At 65.7% G+C, this 14,817-nt stretch carries 17 protein-coding genes and 1 pseudogene; 9 read left to right on the top strand and 9 right to left on the bottom strand.

Annotation, left to right across the window (positions count from 1 at the left end; translation table 11 throughout):
• A partial coding sequence (locus BN4332_RS08655) for a MinD/ParA family ATP-binding protein (protein WP_066898072.1) occupies positions 1-1,034 on the top strand: 1,034 nt, incomplete at its 5' end.
• A gap of 5 nt (positions 1,035-1,039) precedes the next feature.
• Here BN4332_RS08655 and BN4332_RS08660 read toward each other — a convergent pair.
• Positions 1,040-1,201, bottom strand: coding sequence for a hypothetical protein (locus BN4332_RS08660; RefSeq protein ID WP_096866865.1), 162 nt, complete (start codon positions 1,199-1,201; stop codon positions 1,040-1,042).
• A gap of 77 nt (positions 1,202-1,278) precedes the next feature.
• On the opposite strand from BN4332_RS08660, the gene BN4332_RS08665 reads away from it, so the two are divergent.
• Complete coding sequence (locus BN4332_RS08665) at positions 1,279-1,560, top strand: DUF4229 domain-containing protein (RefSeq protein WP_066898073.1); 282 nt, start codon at positions 1,279-1,281, stop codon at positions 1,558-1,560.
• Positions 1,561-1,583: 23 nt separating this feature from the next.
• On the opposite strand, the gene BN4332_RS08670 is transcribed toward BN4332_RS08665, so the two are convergent.
• Positions 1,584-2,933, bottom strand: a complete 1,350-nt coding sequence (locus BN4332_RS08670; protein ID WP_066898074.1) for an MFS transporter — start codon at positions 2,931-2,933, stop codon at positions 1,584-1,586.
• A 125-nt stretch (positions 2,934-3,058) separates the two neighbouring features.
• Here BN4332_RS08670 and BN4332_RS08675 point away from each other — a divergent pair, with 125 nt between their 5' ends.
• On the top strand, positions 3,059-3,295 hold the full coding sequence (locus BN4332_RS08675; protein WP_276079274.1) for a helix-turn-helix domain-containing protein: 237 nt from the start codon (positions 3,059-3,061) through the stop codon (positions 3,293-3,295).
• Between the two features lies 1 nt (position 3,296).
• Positions 3,297-3,863, top strand: a complete 567-nt coding sequence (locus tag BN4332_RS08680; RefSeq protein WP_066898076.1) for a Clp protease N-terminal domain-containing protein — start codon at positions 3,297-3,299, stop codon at positions 3,861-3,863.
• Positions 3,864-3,964: 101 nt separating this feature from the next.
• Here the strand turns inward: BN4332_RS08680 and BN4332_RS08685 are convergent.
• Positions 3,965-4,099, bottom strand: a pseudogene (locus BN4332_RS08685) (1,4-dihydroxy-2-naphthoate polyprenyltransferase); the annotation flags it as partial.
• Positions 4,100-4,162: 63 nt separating this feature from the next.
• Here BN4332_RS08685 and BN4332_RS08690 point away from each other — a divergent pair.
• From BN4332_RS08690 to BN4332_RS08700, 3 genes are read left to right on the top strand one after another with little or no spacing between them, the layout of a single operon-like run.
• The gene (locus BN4332_RS08690) at positions 4,163-4,432 is read left to right on the top strand and encodes a hypothetical protein (RefSeq protein WP_066898077.1); all 270 of its coding nucleotides are present in this window, start codon (positions 4,163-4,165) and stop codon (positions 4,430-4,432) included.
• Positions 4,433-4,438: 6 nt separating this feature from the next.
• Positions 4,439-5,221, top strand: coding sequence for an S-methyl-5'-thioadenosine phosphorylase (locus BN4332_RS08695; protein WP_066898078.1), 783 nt, complete (start codon positions 4,439-4,441; stop codon positions 5,219-5,221).
• Between the two features lie 49 nt (positions 5,222-5,270).
• A complete protein-coding gene (locus BN4332_RS08700) occupies positions 5,271-6,398 on the top strand; it encodes a nitronate monooxygenase (protein ID WP_066898079.1) in 1,128 nt (375 codons plus the stop codon).
• 10 nt (positions 6,399-6,408) lie between these two features.
• On the opposite strand, the gene BN4332_RS08705 is transcribed toward BN4332_RS08700, so the two are convergent.
• Genes BN4332_RS08705 through BN4332_RS08720 form a run of 4 tightly spaced genes read right to left on the bottom strand, consistent with a single transcriptional unit; the run spans position 6,409 to position 10,575 of the window.
• Positions 6,409-6,870 carry a DUF5078 domain-containing protein gene (locus BN4332_RS08705; protein ID WP_066898080.1) on the bottom strand — a complete coding sequence of 154 codons (462 nt, stop codon included), beginning with the start codon at positions 6,868-6,870 and terminating at the stop codon, positions 6,409-6,411.
• Between the two features lie 17 nt (positions 6,871-6,887).
• Positions 6,888-7,235 (bottom strand): DUF732 domain-containing protein, encoded by a 348-nt coding sequence (locus tag BN4332_RS08710; protein ID WP_066898081.1) that lies wholly within the window; start codon positions 7,233-7,235, stop codon positions 6,888-6,890.
• Positions 7,235-10,153, bottom strand: coding sequence for an MMPL/RND family transporter (locus BN4332_RS08715; RefSeq protein ID WP_066898082.1), 2,919 nt, complete (start codon positions 10,151-10,153; stop codon positions 7,235-7,237). Before BN4332_RS08715 ends, BN4332_RS08710 begins: the two co-directional genes overlap by 1 nt.
• Positions 10,150-10,575: an MmpS family transport accessory protein gene (locus BN4332_RS08720; RefSeq protein ID WP_066898083.1), complete on the bottom strand. Its 426-nt coding sequence runs from the start codon at positions 10,573-10,575 to the stop codon at positions 10,150-10,152. Before BN4332_RS08720 ends, BN4332_RS08715 begins: the two co-directional genes overlap by 4 nt.
• Before the next feature lie 188 nt (positions 10,576-10,763).
• Between BN4332_RS08720 and BN4332_RS08725 the strand changes: the two genes are divergently transcribed.
• Positions 10,764-11,426, top strand: a complete 663-nt coding sequence (locus BN4332_RS08725; RefSeq protein WP_066898084.1) for a TetR/AcrR family transcriptional regulator — start codon at positions 10,764-10,766, stop codon at positions 11,424-11,426.
• Positions 11,427-11,484: 58 nt separating this feature from the next.
• Entirely contained in the window at positions 11,485-12,339 is an 855-nt protein-coding gene (locus tag BN4332_RS08730) for a GNAT family N-acetyltransferase (protein ID WP_066898085.1), read from the top strand.
• Here the strand turns inward: BN4332_RS08730 and BN4332_RS08735 are convergent.
• Both BN4332_RS08735 and BN4332_RS08740 read right to left on the bottom strand, forming a co-directional pair.
• Complete coding sequence (locus BN4332_RS08735; RefSeq protein WP_066898086.1) at positions 12,331-13,974, bottom strand: acyl-CoA synthetase; 1,644 nt, start codon at positions 13,972-13,974, stop codon at positions 12,331-12,333. The two genes, BN4332_RS08730 and BN4332_RS08735, sit on opposite strands and share 9 nt — an antisense overlap.
• On the bottom strand, positions 13,961-14,803 hold the full coding sequence (locus BN4332_RS08740; protein ID WP_066898087.1) for an SDR family oxidoreductase: 843 nt from the start codon (positions 14,801-14,803) through the stop codon (positions 13,961-13,963). The genes BN4332_RS08735 and BN4332_RS08740 overlap by 14 nt, the downstream gene beginning before the upstream one ends.
• Positions 14,804-14,817: the final 14 nt, after the last annotated feature.

The following is a 14,817-nucleotide window of genomic DNA, read 5'->3' on the forward strand; positions in this document are numbered from 1 at the left end:
GGCCGGTCGCGCCGGGTCCCGACGGCCCGGTCGTCGCACCGCCGTCGTTCAGCGGGCCTCTGGCTCAGCCGCCCGCCGTCGCCGATTTCGCGACGCCCTACCGCGACCTGTCCACCGATGCCCTGCTCGGGCAGCGCAAGAACCCGCCCACCTCGGGCTGGCGCAAGGCCCTGTACGTGGCGTCGTTCAAGCAGATCAACGTCGGCGAGAGTCCCAAGATCACGCACCACAACAGCCTGGTGTCCGAGGTGAGCCAGCCGTTGCAGGGGTGCTATCGGATCGCGCTGATGTCGCTGAAGGGCGGCGTCGGCAAGACCACGATCACCGCGACGCTGGGTGCCACCTTCGCCTCGATCCGTGGGGACCGGGTGGTGGCGGTGGACGCGAACCCGGACCGGGGCACGCTCAGCCAGAAGGTGCCGCTGGAGACGGCGGCGACGGTGCGGCACCTGCTGCGCGACGCCGAGGGCATCGAGCGCTACAGCGACGTGCGGGCCTATACGTCACAGGGGCCCAGCCGGCTGGAGGTGCTGGCGTCCGAGAGCGATCCGGCGGTGTCGGAGGCGTTCAGCTCCGACGATTACCTGCGGGCACTCGAGGTGCTCGAGCGGTTCTACAGCCTGGTGCTCACGGACTGCGGGACGGGGCTGATGCACTCGGCGATGTCGGCGGTGCTGTCCAAGGCCGACGTGCTGGTGGTGATCAGCTCGGGTTCGGTCGACGGGGCCCGCAGCGCGTCGGCAACGCTGGACTGGCTCGACGCCCACGGCCATCAGGACCTGGTGCGCAATTCCATCGCGGTGATCAACGCGGTCCGGCCACGGTCGGGAAAGGTCGACCTGTCGAAGGTCGTCGATCACTTCTCCCGGCGTTGCCGTGCGGTCCGGCTGGTGCCGTTCGACCCGCATCTGGAGGAGGGCGCCGAGATCAGCCTTGACCGGCTCAAGCCCGGTACCCGCGAGGCGCTCATCGAATTGGCGGCCGTCGTGGCGTCGGACTTCGCCGGGGCACGCCGGTCGGGGACCCGCGCCTGAGCTGACTAGGGGCGGGGATTGTCGCCGTGCCCGAGGCGACGCAGGAAATCCGGGTCGTCGTCGGGGCCGATCACCCGGGTCCTGGGTTGACTGCCCCCGGCACGTGTCAGCCGCCAGCCGATGTACACCAGGGTTGCCGCGACGATGAACAGGAGAAGATACGCCACTCGAGAAACCTCCTTGATCCGAATATACGCGCCGTCGGTAGGCTCGGAGCGTGTCAGGAAGTGGTTCGACCTCCCGCATGGTCACCGATGTCGCGGTCTATCTCGTCGCCCGGCTGGTGCTCGTCGCCGTGCTGACCGCGGCGATCTACGGCGTGGGGCATCTGGTGACCGGAGATTTCCCGGTCGTGGTGGCGTTGTTGTTCGCGATCGTGATCGCGCTGCCGGTTGGGATCTGGTTGTTCCGGCCGTTGCGTGAGCGGGCGACGGCCTCGATCGCGCAGGTCGACGAGCGGCGGCGCAAGGACCGTGAACAGCTGCAGGCGCGGCTGCGTGGTGACGAACCGCCGAAAGCTCAATAGCGGCAACAGATCCGGGCCCGCGGCTAGCGGACGAAGGCGGAACCCTTCTCCTGGTCCAGGTACGTCTCGGACTTGTTCTTGAGGAAGAACACGTACACGAGCAGCGACAGCGCGATACACACCGTGACGTAGGTGATGAACAGCGGCACCTGATCACGTTCCTTGAGCGCCTGATAAATCACCGGTGCGGTACCGCCGAATATCGAATTGGCCAGGGCGTAGCCAACTCCCACGCCGAGGGCGCGCACGTGTGACGGGAACAGTTCGGATTTCACCAGGGCGTTGATCGAGGTGTAGCCGGTCAGGATCACGTAGCCGACGGCCACCAGCAGGAACGACAGGATCGGCGAATGTGTCTGGGGCAGATAGGTGAACAGGACGTAGGTGTAGAGCACGCCGCCGATACCGAACCAGATCAGCAGGGGTTTGCGGCCCACCTTGTCGCTGATCATGCCGCCGACCGGCTGGATCGACATCAGGAAGATCAGCCCGATCAGGTTGACCCAGGTGGCGGTCATCGCCTGGTCCTTGTAGGTGGACTTGACGATGGCCGGTGCGTTGACGCTGTAGGCGTAGAAGGCCAGGGTGCCGCCCATGGTGATCAGGAAGCACAGCAGCAGGGGCTTCGGGTACCGGGTGAGCAGTTCGCGCAGCGAGCCGGAGCTCTTGTCGGTGCCGGCCTTGACCGCGTCGAGTTGTTCCTCGGACAGTGATTCGTCCATGGTCCGCCGCAGCCAGAACACCACGATCGCGGCCACACCGCCGATGGCGAAGCCGATGCGCCAACCGAATTCGTGAACCTGCTCGGTGCTGAACGCCGTGAGAATGATCAGCAGGGTGAACTGCGCCAGCACGTGACCGCCCACGAGCGTCACGTACTGGAATGAAGAGAAGAAGCCGCGGCGTTCCCGGGTGGCGGCCTCGGACATGTAGGTGGCCGAGGTGCCGTATTCGCCGCCGGTGGCGAAGCCCTGGACCAGCCGGCACAGGATCAGGATGATCGGCGCCGCGACGCCGATGGTTTCGCGCGAGGGCACGAGGGCGATCACCAACGAACACGCCGCCATCAGCGAGACGCTGACGGTCAGCGCGGCGCGGCGGCCGCGCCGGTCGGCGAACCGGCCGAAGAACCACGAACCGATCGGGCGGGTGAGGAACGTGATCGCGAAGATCGCGTACACGTAGACCGTGGCGTTCTTGTCGGCCTTGTCGAAGAACTGCGCTTCGAAGTACGTGGCGAACACCGTGTAGACGTAGACGTCGTACCACTCGACGAGGTTGCCCGACGAGCCCCGGATGGTGTTCCAGATGGCCCGGCGGGTTTCGGCGGGGCCCGATGGTGCGGGCTGATGCGCCTCGGTCGACGTGGTCATGCGCGTCCCCCAGATGGTCGGCGTGGTTGGCCGACGGCCACGTTAGTGCAATCCCGGTGGTGCCGGGGCGAGCTTCGAGGGCCCGATGAGTCGCTGGAATGTCAACTTTGCTTGACGCAAACCGGATGTCAAGTTACCTTGACAGAGTGAGCGATGTGAGTGAGCTGATCGCCGACGGCGTCAGCAGCCCGGACCCGGCGGTCGGCCTGCGGGCGGTCCGTGCCCTGCAGCGGTTACAGGAGCGGCTGGAGGCCATCCACGTTGCGAACGCCCGTGAGCAGGGGTGGAGCTGGCAGGCGATCGCCGATGCCCTGGAGGTCAGCCGCCAGGCGGTTCATCAGAAGCACAACCGGAAGGGATGACATGTTCGAACGGTTCAGTCGTCAGGCGCGCGTCGCGGTGGTACTCGCCCAGGAGGAGGCGCGCGAACTACAGGCCAACGACATTCGTCCGGAACACATTCTGGTCGGCGTGCTGCAGAGCTCGGGCCGCGAATTGTCGGCCCTGCTGGCCGGTTTCGGTCTGACTTCAGAGGTGGTCCGTGCCGAGCTGGTGGCCGCCGACGCGCCCGGTGACGAGTCGTTCGACGGCGATGCCGAGGCATTGCAGTCGATCGGGATCGATCTGCGTGCGGTGCGGGCCAACGTCGACCACACCTTCGGCGCGGGCGCTTTCGACAACGCGCTGCGCAGCACCGGCCGGCGCCGCAGGCGTCGCGGGCACCTGCCCTTCACCAAACCGGCCAAGAAGGTGCTCGAGCTGGCGCTGCGGGAATCGTTGGCGCACAAGGACGGCTACATCGGATGCGAGCACATCCTGCTGGGAATCCTGCGCGGCGGAGACGACCGCGCGGTCGGCCTGATCACCGAGCACGTGGGCGCCCACCAGTTGCGCGACGGCGTTATCGGGCTCTTGGACGACGCCGCGTAGCCGCACCCTCACCGATTTCCACGTCTGGGTCGTGGGTGCCGACGAACCGCAACCCGCAGGTAGAAACCGGCGGGAGGTTGCCCCGCGGACGCGGGCTCGGCTCAGCCCAGGAACAAGGCCGCCGATACCGCGATCGACCACACCAGCATGGCCAGCCCGGTGTCGCGCAGCACGGGAATCAGCTGGGCGCCGGTGCTGCCGTCGCGCACCGGCCGCAGGGCGCGCCACGCCGNTGGCCACGACGGTCATCGTATGAGCTGACCCGGTGCCGAGCCGCGTCGACTCTTACACTGAGCCTCATGAAGGAGCAGCTCAGCAGGACCGAAATCGGCAAGGACGTGCTGCAGGAATCCGTCGAGGCAGTGGCCTCCACGGTCGGGCAGGTCACGTCGATCATCACCACGGCGGTCAAGGACGTCGCGACGGCGATCGGTGGCCTGGCCACCGATGTCTTCGAGATCGCCGACGGTGCCCGTAAGGCCAACGAGGACTTCGACGACTTCGACGACGACCTCGATGTCGATGTCGACGTCCCGGCGGAGGCCGTGAAACCGGACGAGGCTGAATAGCACTGCATGCTCGGCGTCATCGGCGGTAGCGGTTTCTATTCGTTCTTCGGGCCCGAGGCCCGCACCATCGGCCTGGACACCCCGTACGGGGCTCCGAGTGCGCCCATCACGGTCGGCACCGTCGGCGGGCAGGAGGTGGCCTTCCTGCCCCGGCACGGGGTCAGCCACGAGTACTCGCCGCACACGGTCCCGTACCGGGCCAACATGTGGGCGCTGCGTTCCCTCGGGGTGCGGCGCATCTTCGCGCCGTGTGCGGTGGGCAGTCTGACCACCGACCTGGGGCCGGGGTCGATCGTGGTGCCCGATCAGCTCGTGGACCGCACCCGCGGCCGCGCGGACACCTACTTCGATTCCGGAGGCATCCACGTCAGCTTCGCCGATCCGTACTGCCCGGCGCTGCGGTCCGTCGCCGCCGGGCTGCCCGGCGTGGTGGACGGCGCCACAATGGTGGTGATCCAGGGGCCGCGGTTCTCCACCCGGGCCGAGAGCCGGTGGTTCGCCGGCCAGGGTTTCACGCTGGTCAACATGACGGGCTACCCGGAGGCGGTGCTGGCCCGCGAGCTCGAGATGTGTTATGCGTCAATCGCTTTGGTGACGGATCTGGATGCCGGTATCGAGGCCGGGTCCGGGGTGACGACGGTGGACGTGATGGCCGAGTTCGAGCGCAACCTGGTGCCGTTCAAGAAGCTGGTCCGCGAGGCTTTGGAAGGGGTAGCGTCGGTCGATGCCCGGACGTGTACGCACTGCCTGGCGCACGACGGGGTGAAGCTGCCGTTCGCACTGCCGTGATCGGTCGACCACTTGACACCCGTCAAGTTGAGGGGTCAATACTGACGGGGTGAAACCCGCGATCTGTGAGCAGTTCGGTATCGACTTTCCGCTCTTCGCCTTCAGTCACTGCCGTGACGTGGTGGCCGCCGTCACCAACGCCGGCGGTTTCGGTGTGCTGGGTGCCACCGCCTATACCCCGGAGCAGCTGGACCAGGAGCTGTCCTGGATCGACGAACAGGTCGGGGGCAAGCCCTACGGCGCCGACATCATCGTGCCCGCGAAGTTCGAGGGCAAGGGCGAGAAGCTGTCCCGGGGAGAGCTCACCGACCGCATCCCCGCCGAGTACCGCGAGTTCGTGGCGCGACTGTTGGCCGATCACGGCATCGAGCCGGAGGCCAAGCAGCGGTTCGGCGGATCCTCGTTGTCCGGTGACACCGGCCGGGAGCTGCTGGACGTGGCGATGAACCATCCGATCAAGTTGATCGCCAACGCCCTCGGGGTGCCGCCGGATTACATGATCGAGGCCGGCCGCGAGCGGGGCGTCCCGGTCGCGGCCCTGGTGGGTGCCCGCGAGCACGCCCTCAAACAGGTGCATGCCGGGGTGGATCTGATCATCGCGCAGGGCACCGAGGCCGGCGGACACTGCGGTGAGGTGTCGACGCTGGTTCTCGTCCCGGAGGTGCTGGAGACGCTGGAGCAGGCGGGCAGCGACATTCCGGTGCTGGCCGCAGGCGGCATCGTGACCGGCCGGCAGATGGCCGCCGCGGTGGCGATGGGTGCGGCCGGGGCCTGGACCGGTTCGGTGTGGCTGACCACCGAGGAGGCCGAGACCGCGCCGCACACCGTGCAGAAGATGCTGGCGGCGACCTCGCGGGACACCGTGCGCTCGACCGGACGGACCGGCAAGCCGGCCCGTCAGCTGCGCTCGGAATGGACCGACGCGTGGCAGCCGAATCCCGGTGGCCACCAGACACTTCCGTTGCCGCTGCAGAACATGCTGGCCGAGCCGGTCATCCGTCGCGTGGATGTTCTTGCCGCCCAGGGACATCCGGGTGCGCAGGCCCTGGCCACCTACTTCGTCGGCCAGGGCGTGGGCTTGATGAACAAGGTCAAGCCGGCCCGCGAGGTGGTCCGCGAGTTCATCGAGGACTACCTGGCGGCCACCGAGCGGTTGAGCAACTCGCTACCGGACTGACGCGCTCGCGTCAGTGCCAGTTCCACACCGACATGTCGTTGGGCGGGTAGTTCATGCAGACGTCGGTGGTGTTGGCCGCCACGCCCTTGTTGTTGAAGAACAGCTTGGCCCAGTTCGGCCAGCGCCACGACATGTTCTCGAAGAAGGCGTTGGTGGCCATGTTCTCCGAGTACTGGCGGCGGCCGGCGTAGTCCATCGAGAAGAACCAGTGGATGCGGTCCTGGGCGCCCTGCTGGTCGGCGACCGGCTTGTTGTTGTAGTCGATCATGTACCGCTCGTAGTACACCGGTTCGACGTCGCGGGCGGCGGCCATGATCTGCTCGGCCGTGCACGGGGTCTTCAGGATCCGGTTGGGGATCGGGTAGTCGTCGGTGGCATCGGCGTTTGCGATGCCGGCGCCGGCCAGTGCTCCGGCCACCGCGCACCCGGCCAGGCCGGTGCGGATCAGTTTTTTGAGATTCTTGCGCTTCACCCTCGCTCCAAAGTCGTTCAGTGCGCGGCTTGTTCGTAGACGAACCGCTGATCGGGGCAGTAGTAGTTGATGGCGGTACCCAGGAACTGCCACGACTGGGCGTCGGTGCTGTCCTTGTCCAGCTGCTTCTTGACGAACTTCACCGAGTCCTGGGCGGTGTGGTCGACCCCGTTGTGCAATCGCTTGCACATGATCTTGCCGATCCAGGCGTTGTAGTCCTTCTGCCCGTAGATCCCGAACGTGTGCAACTCATGGGCGAAGTTGGTGTCGGGATCCCGATCGTAAGACGGATCGGCGTAGGCCGGTGCGGACAGGGCGACACTGGTTGCGGCGCAGAACGATAGGCCGATCAGCAGGCGTCTCATCAGGTCAAGGCCTCCTCGGGATCGCGCTGGATGGGTTTGGGCCAGGGCTGCGGCAGCGGGCGCTGGCGGACTCGTTGTGGCCACCAGAACCAGCGTCCGAGCAGTGTGGCGATGGACGGGGTCATCAGCGACCGGACCACCAGGGTGTCGAACAACAGGCCCAGGCCGATGGTCGTGCCGACCTGGCCGATCACGATCAGGCTGCTGACCGCCATCGATCCCATGGTGAAGGCGAACACCAAGCCTGCGGAGGTGACCACGGCACCGGTGCCGACCATGGCCCGGATGATCCCGGTCTTCAGCCCGGCGTGAATCTCTTCCTTTATTCGCGCGACGAGCAGCAGGTTGTAGTCCGCGCCGACGGCCAGCAGGACGATGATCGACATCGGCATCACCATCCAGTGCAACGGGATACCCACGATGTGTTGCCACAGCAGCACCGACAGCCCGAAGGCCGAGGCAAGACTCAGCACCACGGTGCCGACGATCACTGCCGAGGCCACCACGGCACGGGTGAGCACCAACATGATGATGAAGATCAGGATCAGTGCCGCCGCCCCGACGATGATCAGGTCGTAATCGGCGCCCTTCTGCATGTCGTGGTACGTCGCCGAGCTGCCGCCGAGGTAGATCTTGGCCCCCTCGAACGGCGTCCCCTTGATGGCGTCGGCCGCCGCGACCTTGAGCGGTTCGATGCGTGCGGTGCCCTCCGGGGTCAGCGGGTCACCCTGGTGAATGATGGTGAACCGCACCGCATGTCCGTCCGGAGACATGAACAGCTTGAGGCCGCGCTGGAAATCGTCGGTCTCGAACGCCTCGGGCGGCAGGTAGAACGAATCGTCGTTCTTGGCGGTGTCGAATGCCTCGCTCATGGCGGTGGCGGTGTTCTGCATCGCCATCGTCTGGTCCTGTTGGGCCTTCTGCACCTGATACTGGTTCAGCAGTATCTGCTTCTGGTTCTTCATGGTTTGGATCTGCGCAGGCAATACGGCGACCATGCGGGGCATCAGGTCGGCCATGCGCTGCATCTCGGGAACCAGTTCCTGGAAGTCGTCGGACATCGTGTTGATGCCGTCGAGGCTTTCGAAGATCGACCGCATGGACCAGCAGACCGGGATGTCGAAGCAGTGCGGTTCCCAGTAGAAGTAGTTGCGGATCGGCCGGAAGAAATCATCGAAATCTGCCAGGTGATCCCGTACTTCGGACATGTCGCCGGACGTCTTCTTCATCTTGTCGGCCATGCTCTGCGACACCGCGGCCAGTTCGGTCTGGATGTTCATCATCTCGGTCATCGAGTCGATGCTGGTCTGCAGATCGTTGGCCTGCTTGAGGATGTTGTCGAGATTGGTCTGCAGGTAGTCGTTGTTCATCAACTGGGTCGTGCCGCTCTGGCCCAGCGTGTACGGGATCGTCGAGTGCTTGATCGGATCACCGTCGGGACGGGTGATGGTCTGCACCTGGGCGATGCCGTGCACGTTCTTGAGGGCCTTGGCGATCTTGTCGATGACCAGGAAATCGGCCGGGTTCCGCAGATCACGGTCGGACTCGATCATCATCAGGTCCGGGTTCATCTTGGCCTGCGAGAAGTGCCGGAATGCGGCGTCGTATCCGACGTTCGTCCCGACGTCTTCGGGCAGGAAGATGCGGTCGTTGTAGGTGGTGTGGTAGCCGGGCAGGGCGAGCAGGCCGACCAACGCGGCGACGATGGCGCACACCAGGATTCCGCCGGGCCACCGCACGGTGGCGGTGCCGACGCGGTGCCATCCGCGGGACTTGGAGTGCCGCTTGGGCTCGAGGATCTTGCCGAACCGGCTGAACACCGAGATGACGGCAGGCCCGAGAGTCAGGGCCATGGCGACCACCATCGTCATGCCGATCGCCAGGGGGATGCCCATGGTCTGGAAGTACGGCAGGCGGGTGAAGTGCAGGCAGAACGTCGCGCCTGCGATGGTCAGACCCGACGCGAGCACGACATGGGCCGTGCCGTGGAACATGTCGTAGTAGGCCGCTTCCTTGTCCTCGCCGGATCTTCGCGCTTCCTGATATCGGCCGATCAGGAAGATCGCGTAGTCGGTGGCCGCGGCGATGGCCAAGGTCACCAGCATGTTGGTCGCGAACGTCGTGAGACCGAAGAAGTTGTGATAGCCCAGCAACGAGACAAGCCCACGGGCGCCGGACAATTCGAGTACGACCATGACCAGCACGATCAGCGTGGTGATGATCGATCGGTAGACACCGAGCAGCATCACCGCGATGACGCCGAAGGTCACGAACTCGATCATCTTCATGCTCTCGTCACCGACGATGTTCTGGTCGGTGCTGGAGGCCGCTGATCCTGTTACGTAGGCCTTGACGCCATCGGGTGCGGGGCTTTCGGTGGCGATGCGCCGCACCGCCTCGACCGACTCGTTGGCCAGCGTCTCGCCCTGGTCGCCGGCGATGTAGACCTGCACGTAGGCGGCCTTGCCGTCGCGGCTCTGCGCGCCCTTGGCGGTCAGGGTGTCGCCCCAGAAGTCCTGCACATGCTGCACGTGGGTGGTGTCAGCGCGCAGGTCACGGACCATCTGGTCGTAGAACATGTGCGCCTCGAGGCCCAACGGCTTGTCGCCTTCGAGCACGACCATCACCGAGCTGCTGGTGTCGTACTCCTGGAACTTCTTGCCGACCTCTTTGATGGCGATCATCGAGGGCGCGTCGTTGGGACTCATCGACACCGCGCGCATCTTGCCGACGACCTCGAGCTGCGGGACGACGGTGTTGAGCAGTGCGACGATCACGATCCACGCCAGAATGATCGGCAGGGCGAACGCCCGGATGAATCGCGGGATCAGTGGGCGCGGGGGTGCCGCGTGGCGCCCGGTGGCGATGGCGTCGGTCGGGGTCTCGTCGGTCTGGGTTTCTTCCCTGGGGCTGCTCATGCTGCCTTCACAAAGCAGAAGGTTTGTGCGTTCAATCCAGTAGCCGTTCTCTCTTCTTTGACCTTGTCATCGACCGTGACCCGGCACCCGATGCTGTCGCCGTCGCCCTGGGCCATGATGTTCGGCTGAACCGACGGCAACGTGGTCTGCAATGTCAAAGTCCATGGCAGCGGCACAGTTCCGGTGCGCTGAGGCCGGCCTTCGAGGTCCATGTAGTTGATGACCGCGGTGTTGCCCGACCCGAAGATCTCGTACTTCACGAACTTGGGGTTGAAGTCCTCGGCGTTATCCGACGTGGTGTCGGTGATGAGGACCGGATGCGCGCCGAAGACCTGGCGCACGTTCATCACGATCAGGACGCCGGCTCCCATGGCGACGACGATCAGTACGGGGAGCCATATTCGCTGCAGCGCCTTGATCATTCGGGCCGTCCCGTAGCCAGGACCGCGGTGGACGTAACGCTGACGGCTGTCATTGTGAGCCTCCCCGACGTTCGATGCGTTCGCGACGACCTGGCTGTTAGGCGGCCTACGCAGTTCGAGGGGTAAGTTAACCTAATAAGTGGATAAGATCAATCCACTTATGACGCCGCTCACTTAGGCTGGGAGATATGACCGAGGAGACTCGCCCCGCGCTGCGCAAGGACGCCGAGCGCAACCGGCAGCGTGTCCTCGAGGCCGCGCGGGAACTGTTTGCCGAGAAGGGCCTGGAGGCGACGCTCAATGACGTGGCGCGGCACGCCAATGTCGGGGTGGGCACGGTCTACCGCCGGTTCGCCACGAAGGAAGAGCTGATCGCGGCCATCTTCGTGGACGGCATGGAGCAGCTCACCGCGCTGGCGGAAACTGCGCTGCAACATGAAAATTCATGGCAGGGTTTCGCGTGGTACGTCGAGCGCATGTGCGAGATCACCGCGACGGACCGCGGCTTGCGGGAAATCGCGTTCAGCAAGGCTTATGGGTGCGACCGGGTCAAGGCCTGCCAGGAGAAGCTCGTCCCCGTGCTGACCAAGGTCGTCGAGCGGGCTCAGGGCGACGGTTATCTGCGGCCCGAAGTGTCGTCGACGGATATGCCCCTGTTGGGCCTGTTGGCCGGCACGGTGAGCGAGTTCGCCGGCAATGTCGACGCCGAGCTCTGGCGCCGCTACGTCGCCCTCCTGTTGGAGGGCATGCGGTCGCGCGACGACCAGTCGCCCATTCCGGTGGACGCGCTCGACAAGGACGCGCTCGACACCGCGATGAATGCGTGGGAGCCCGCCGGGCCGCCTCGGTGAGACACGCTCGCCGGTGTGCCGGACGTTTCGGAATCGCCTGTGTGGGCACAATATCGGCGTGGGCATCAACCGTGACTCAGACGTGGGCTCGAATCAGCTGTTCGGCGGCGTGGATCTGGCCCGGCGGATCGAGAAGGCCGAGGCGGACCTGATCGTCGCGGCGACGCGAGCCGCCCGGAACCGGGGCGCCGAAGGGTTGGTGCTGCCCGTCGCCGGAGGGTTCGCCTGCTTCGCCGAGACCGGTTCGCCGATGAACAAGGTCGTCGGCCTCGGCTTCGACGGGCTGCCCGACGAGGCGGTGCTGGGGGAGGTCGAGCGGGCGTTGGCCGCTCGGGGCAGTGATGCCCGGGTCGAGCTGTCCAACCTGGCCGACCCCGAGATCGCTGCCGTGTTGTCCGGCCGGGGCTATCGCCTCCTCGAGTTCGAGAACGTGCTGGGCCGGCCCGTCGGCATCGATCCGCCGGTGGAAACGGACGTGCAGGTGCGACCCGCCGACGATCTCGCCGCCTGGGTGGCGGTCCTGGTGGATGGCTTCGGCCATCCCGACGGTGAGGGCCTGGCCGCCCACGAGGAATTCCCCGCCGATATTCTCGAACGCGCTGAGCGGGACATGGAAAAGGCCGGTGCCACAGCATATGTCGCGCTCTACGACGGCGCCGTGGCCGGCGGGGGCAGCATGCGGATCGCCGACGGGATCGCCCAGTTGGCCGGGGCGGCGACGGCACCGGCCTACCGGCGCCGCGGGGTCCAGGCAGCGTTGCTGGCGGCCCGGCTGCGCGAGGCCGCCGACGCCGGATGTGACATCGCGGTGGTGACGACGGCGCCCGGATCCAGATCGCAGCGCAACGTTCAGCGGCGCGGGTTCCAGTTGCTCTACACCCGAGCTGTTCTGGTGAAACCGACTTCAACTTGACGGTTGGCGCCGGGCAGTTGAGCTCTGGGCGGGAAGTGCCCGCTTGAGGATCTTGCCGGTGGGGTTGCGCGGCAATGCCTCGAGAAAGACCACGTCTCTGGGGACTTTGAAACGGGCGAGATTCGCCTTGACGTGGTCGCGGAGGTGTTCGGCGGTGAGATTTGCCCCGGGTGCGGGCACGACATAGGCGCGCAGTCGCTGTCCGTAACTGTCGTCGTCGACGCCGATGACAGCGGCTTCGACCACATCAGGGTGGGCGCTGATGGTCTCCTCTACTTCGGCAGGGTAGATGTTCTCCCCGCCGGAGACGATCATGTCGTCATCGCGGCCGTCGATGAACAAGAGGCCGTCCGAATCCAGGTAGCCGACATCGCCACTGGACATGAGTCCGTTGATGGTCTGTTTGTTGCGTCCGTCGGTGTATCCCCGGAACTGGAACGAATTCGCGACGAAGATGCGCCCGGTTTCATTCGGACCCAGCAGTTCGCCGTTGTCCCCGCGGATCTCCACGCGCGCACCACGAACGACAGAGCCGACGCTGCCGGGCTCCCGCTGCAGTTCGTCGGGCGTGGCGATGGTCGCGTACGCCACTTCGGTGGAGCCATAGAGGTTGTAGATCACGGGTCCGAAGGCCTCCATCGCCTCTCTACACAGCGATGCGCCGAGCTGCGAGCCGGCTACGAAGATGATGCGCAGGTGCGAAAGATCGTGTGTTCGGAGAGGGTTCGGGTCAGCGTCGAGCATTCGCCGGAGCATGATCGGGGCAATGATCATCGCGGTTGCGCGGTGCTCGACGAGGCTGGTCAGTGTGGCGCGGGCGTCGAAACGGCGGCGGATGATCAAGGTGGATCCGAGCATCATCGCGAGTATCGCGTGCGTGAATCCGAGGGCGTGGAACATCGGTACACAACATTCGGTGACTTCCCGGCCGCGGAACGGCACTTTGTTCAGCAGGCCGCCGATAGGGCTCAATGACCGTGGGTCGGGCCGCTGTGCGCCTTTCGGGGTGCCGGTGGTGCCGCTGGTCAGGATGACAACGCTGGCGTGTTTGTCGGGTGCGGGCACGCTACCCGGGTCGCCGGATTCGATGAGAGCATCGAGCGTGTCTGGTCGGCCATCGTCTGCCCAGGTCCGCCACCTGCCGAAGGCGAATCGGTCGAGGACGTCAACACTGTCGCTGTACTCGTCGTCGTGTACGAGCAGGTCGACCTTTTCCCGCTCGGCGACGGCGGCGAGCTGCGGACCGGCGAAATCGTAGTTGAGTAGCACAATCCGGACACCGCATTTGGCCGCGGCGAACACGGAATCCAGTAACCCGCGGTGGTTACGGCACATGATGCCGACACAGTGTTCGGAGCTGAGCCCTTGCGATCTCCACGCGTTGGCGATGGCATTGGATCGCCTGTCCATCTCGGTGTAGGTCAGCGGGCCGCGTTCGTCGATGAGCGCGTTTCGTTCGCCGTGCCGCAGGGCGGACACGGTGGCGATGGCACCGGTGGTGCCGTAACTGCGAAGGGCGTTCACGGCGCTGACGGCGGCACGCGGCGGTATCGGACCGAGGATGCCGGCCTGCAGGCACGCGAAGAGAGCTCGCGATTCGTCGACTGCCCGGATAGCTATGTCAGACAGCGTCATCGAGGCTCCCGCTCAGTCGCTGGTGGTACCGCGCCCGGGCGGCCGGGTCGGCTTGGGTAAAGGCGGAGTCGAGTCCGACGAGGCGATCGAGTCGCCAGCTCAGAGAATTCGGCAGCAGGTTCCTGACCGCGACGACAGTCTCGAGGGACCGTGGCACGGACACCCGCGTTCGTTCCACTGTCACGGCAGCCCTGATCGCGTGTGCCACGTCGTCCGGCTCGACAGCTGCGACGCGCTCCATCCACCGAGGATAGTGCGCACCTCCAGACAGCTCGGTGCGAACGACACCGGGCAGCACCACGCAGACATGGATACCACTGCCGGAGAACTCTTTTGCCAGTGATTCGGTGAGCGTCACCACGGCGGCCTTGGTCGCCGTATACGTGGCGATCGCCGGAGCCCCGAACAGCCCGGCGAGTGAGGCGACGTTGACGATGCTGCCGCCCTGCCCCTGCTGCCGGAAGCGGTTGGCCGCAAGCCGTGTCCCGGTGATCACGCCGCGCAGGTTGATGGCGATCAGCCGATCCGTCATCGCTTCGTCTTCATCGAGGAATGCGCCCGTCGGCATGATACCGGCGTTGTTGACCAGGACGTCGAGTCCGCCCATCGCGACACGGGCGGCATCGAGGAAGTCTGCGAACGATGCGGGGTCGGTGACATCCAGCGGCAGCCCTGTCACCGAGGAACCGAGCTGTGCGGCAACCTCACCGCAATGGTCGCCGTCGAGGTCTCCTATCGCGACGTCGGCTCCCACGGCTTGGAATATCGCTGCGGTGGCACGTCCGATCCCGCGGGCGCCACCGGTGATGGCGACTTTTCGTGGATTCATGTGGTGCGCCTTTC

Origin of the sequence: Mycolicibacterium houstonense (genome assembly GCF_900078665.2) — a bacterium.
GTDB classification, from domain to species: Bacteria; Actinomycetota; Actinomycetes; order Mycobacteriales; family Mycobacteriaceae; genus Mycobacterium; species Mycobacterium houstonense.

Bases quoted from the DNA above. Each gene is read 5' to 3' on its own strand.
- BN4332_RS08740 (WP_066898087.1), bottom strand. From the start codon at position 14,803: ATGAATCCACGAAAAGTCGCCATCACCGGTGGCGCCCGCGGGATCGGA.
- BN4332_RS08680 (WP_066898076.1), top strand. From the start codon at position 3,297: ATGTTCGAACGGTTCAGTCGTCAGGCGCGCGTCGCGGTGGTACTCGCC.
- BN4332_RS08670 (WP_066898074.1), bottom strand. From the start codon at position 2,933: ATGACCACGTCGACCGAGGCGCATCAGCCCGCACCATCGGGCCCCGCC.
- BN4332_RS08665 (WP_066898073.1), top strand. From the start codon at position 1,279: ATGGTCACCGATGTCGCGGTCTATCTCGTCGCCCGGCTGGTGCTCGTC.
- BN4332_RS08675 (WP_276079274.1), top strand. From the start codon at position 3,059: ATGTCAAGTTACCTTGACAGAGTGAGCGATGTGAGTGAGCTGATCGCC.
- BN4332_RS08690 (WP_066898077.1), top strand. From the start codon at position 4,163: ATGAAGGAGCAGCTCAGCAGGACCGAAATCGGCAAGGACGTGCTGCAG.
- BN4332_RS08715 (WP_066898082.1), bottom strand. From the start codon at position 10,153: ATGAGCAGCCCCAGGGAAGAAACCCAGACCGACGAGACCCCGACCGAC.
- BN4332_RS08720 (WP_066898083.1), bottom strand. From the start codon at position 10,575: ATGATCAAGGCGCTGCAGCGAATATGGCTCCCCGTACTGATCGTCGTC.
- BN4332_RS08725 (WP_066898084.1), top strand. From the start codon at position 10,764: ATGACCGAGGAGACTCGCCCCGCGCTGCGCAAGGACGCCGAGCGCAAC.
- BN4332_RS08735 (WP_066898086.1), bottom strand. From the start codon at position 13,974: ATGACGCTGTCTGACATAGCTATCCGGGCAGTCGACGAATCGCGAGCT.
- BN4332_RS08710 (WP_066898081.1), bottom strand. From the start codon at position 7,235: ATGAGACGCCTGCTGATCGGCCTATCGTTCTGCGCCGCAACCAGTGTC.
- BN4332_RS08695 (WP_066898078.1), top strand. From the start codon at position 4,439: ATGCTCGGCGTCATCGGCGGTAGCGGTTTCTATTCGTTCTTCGGGCCC.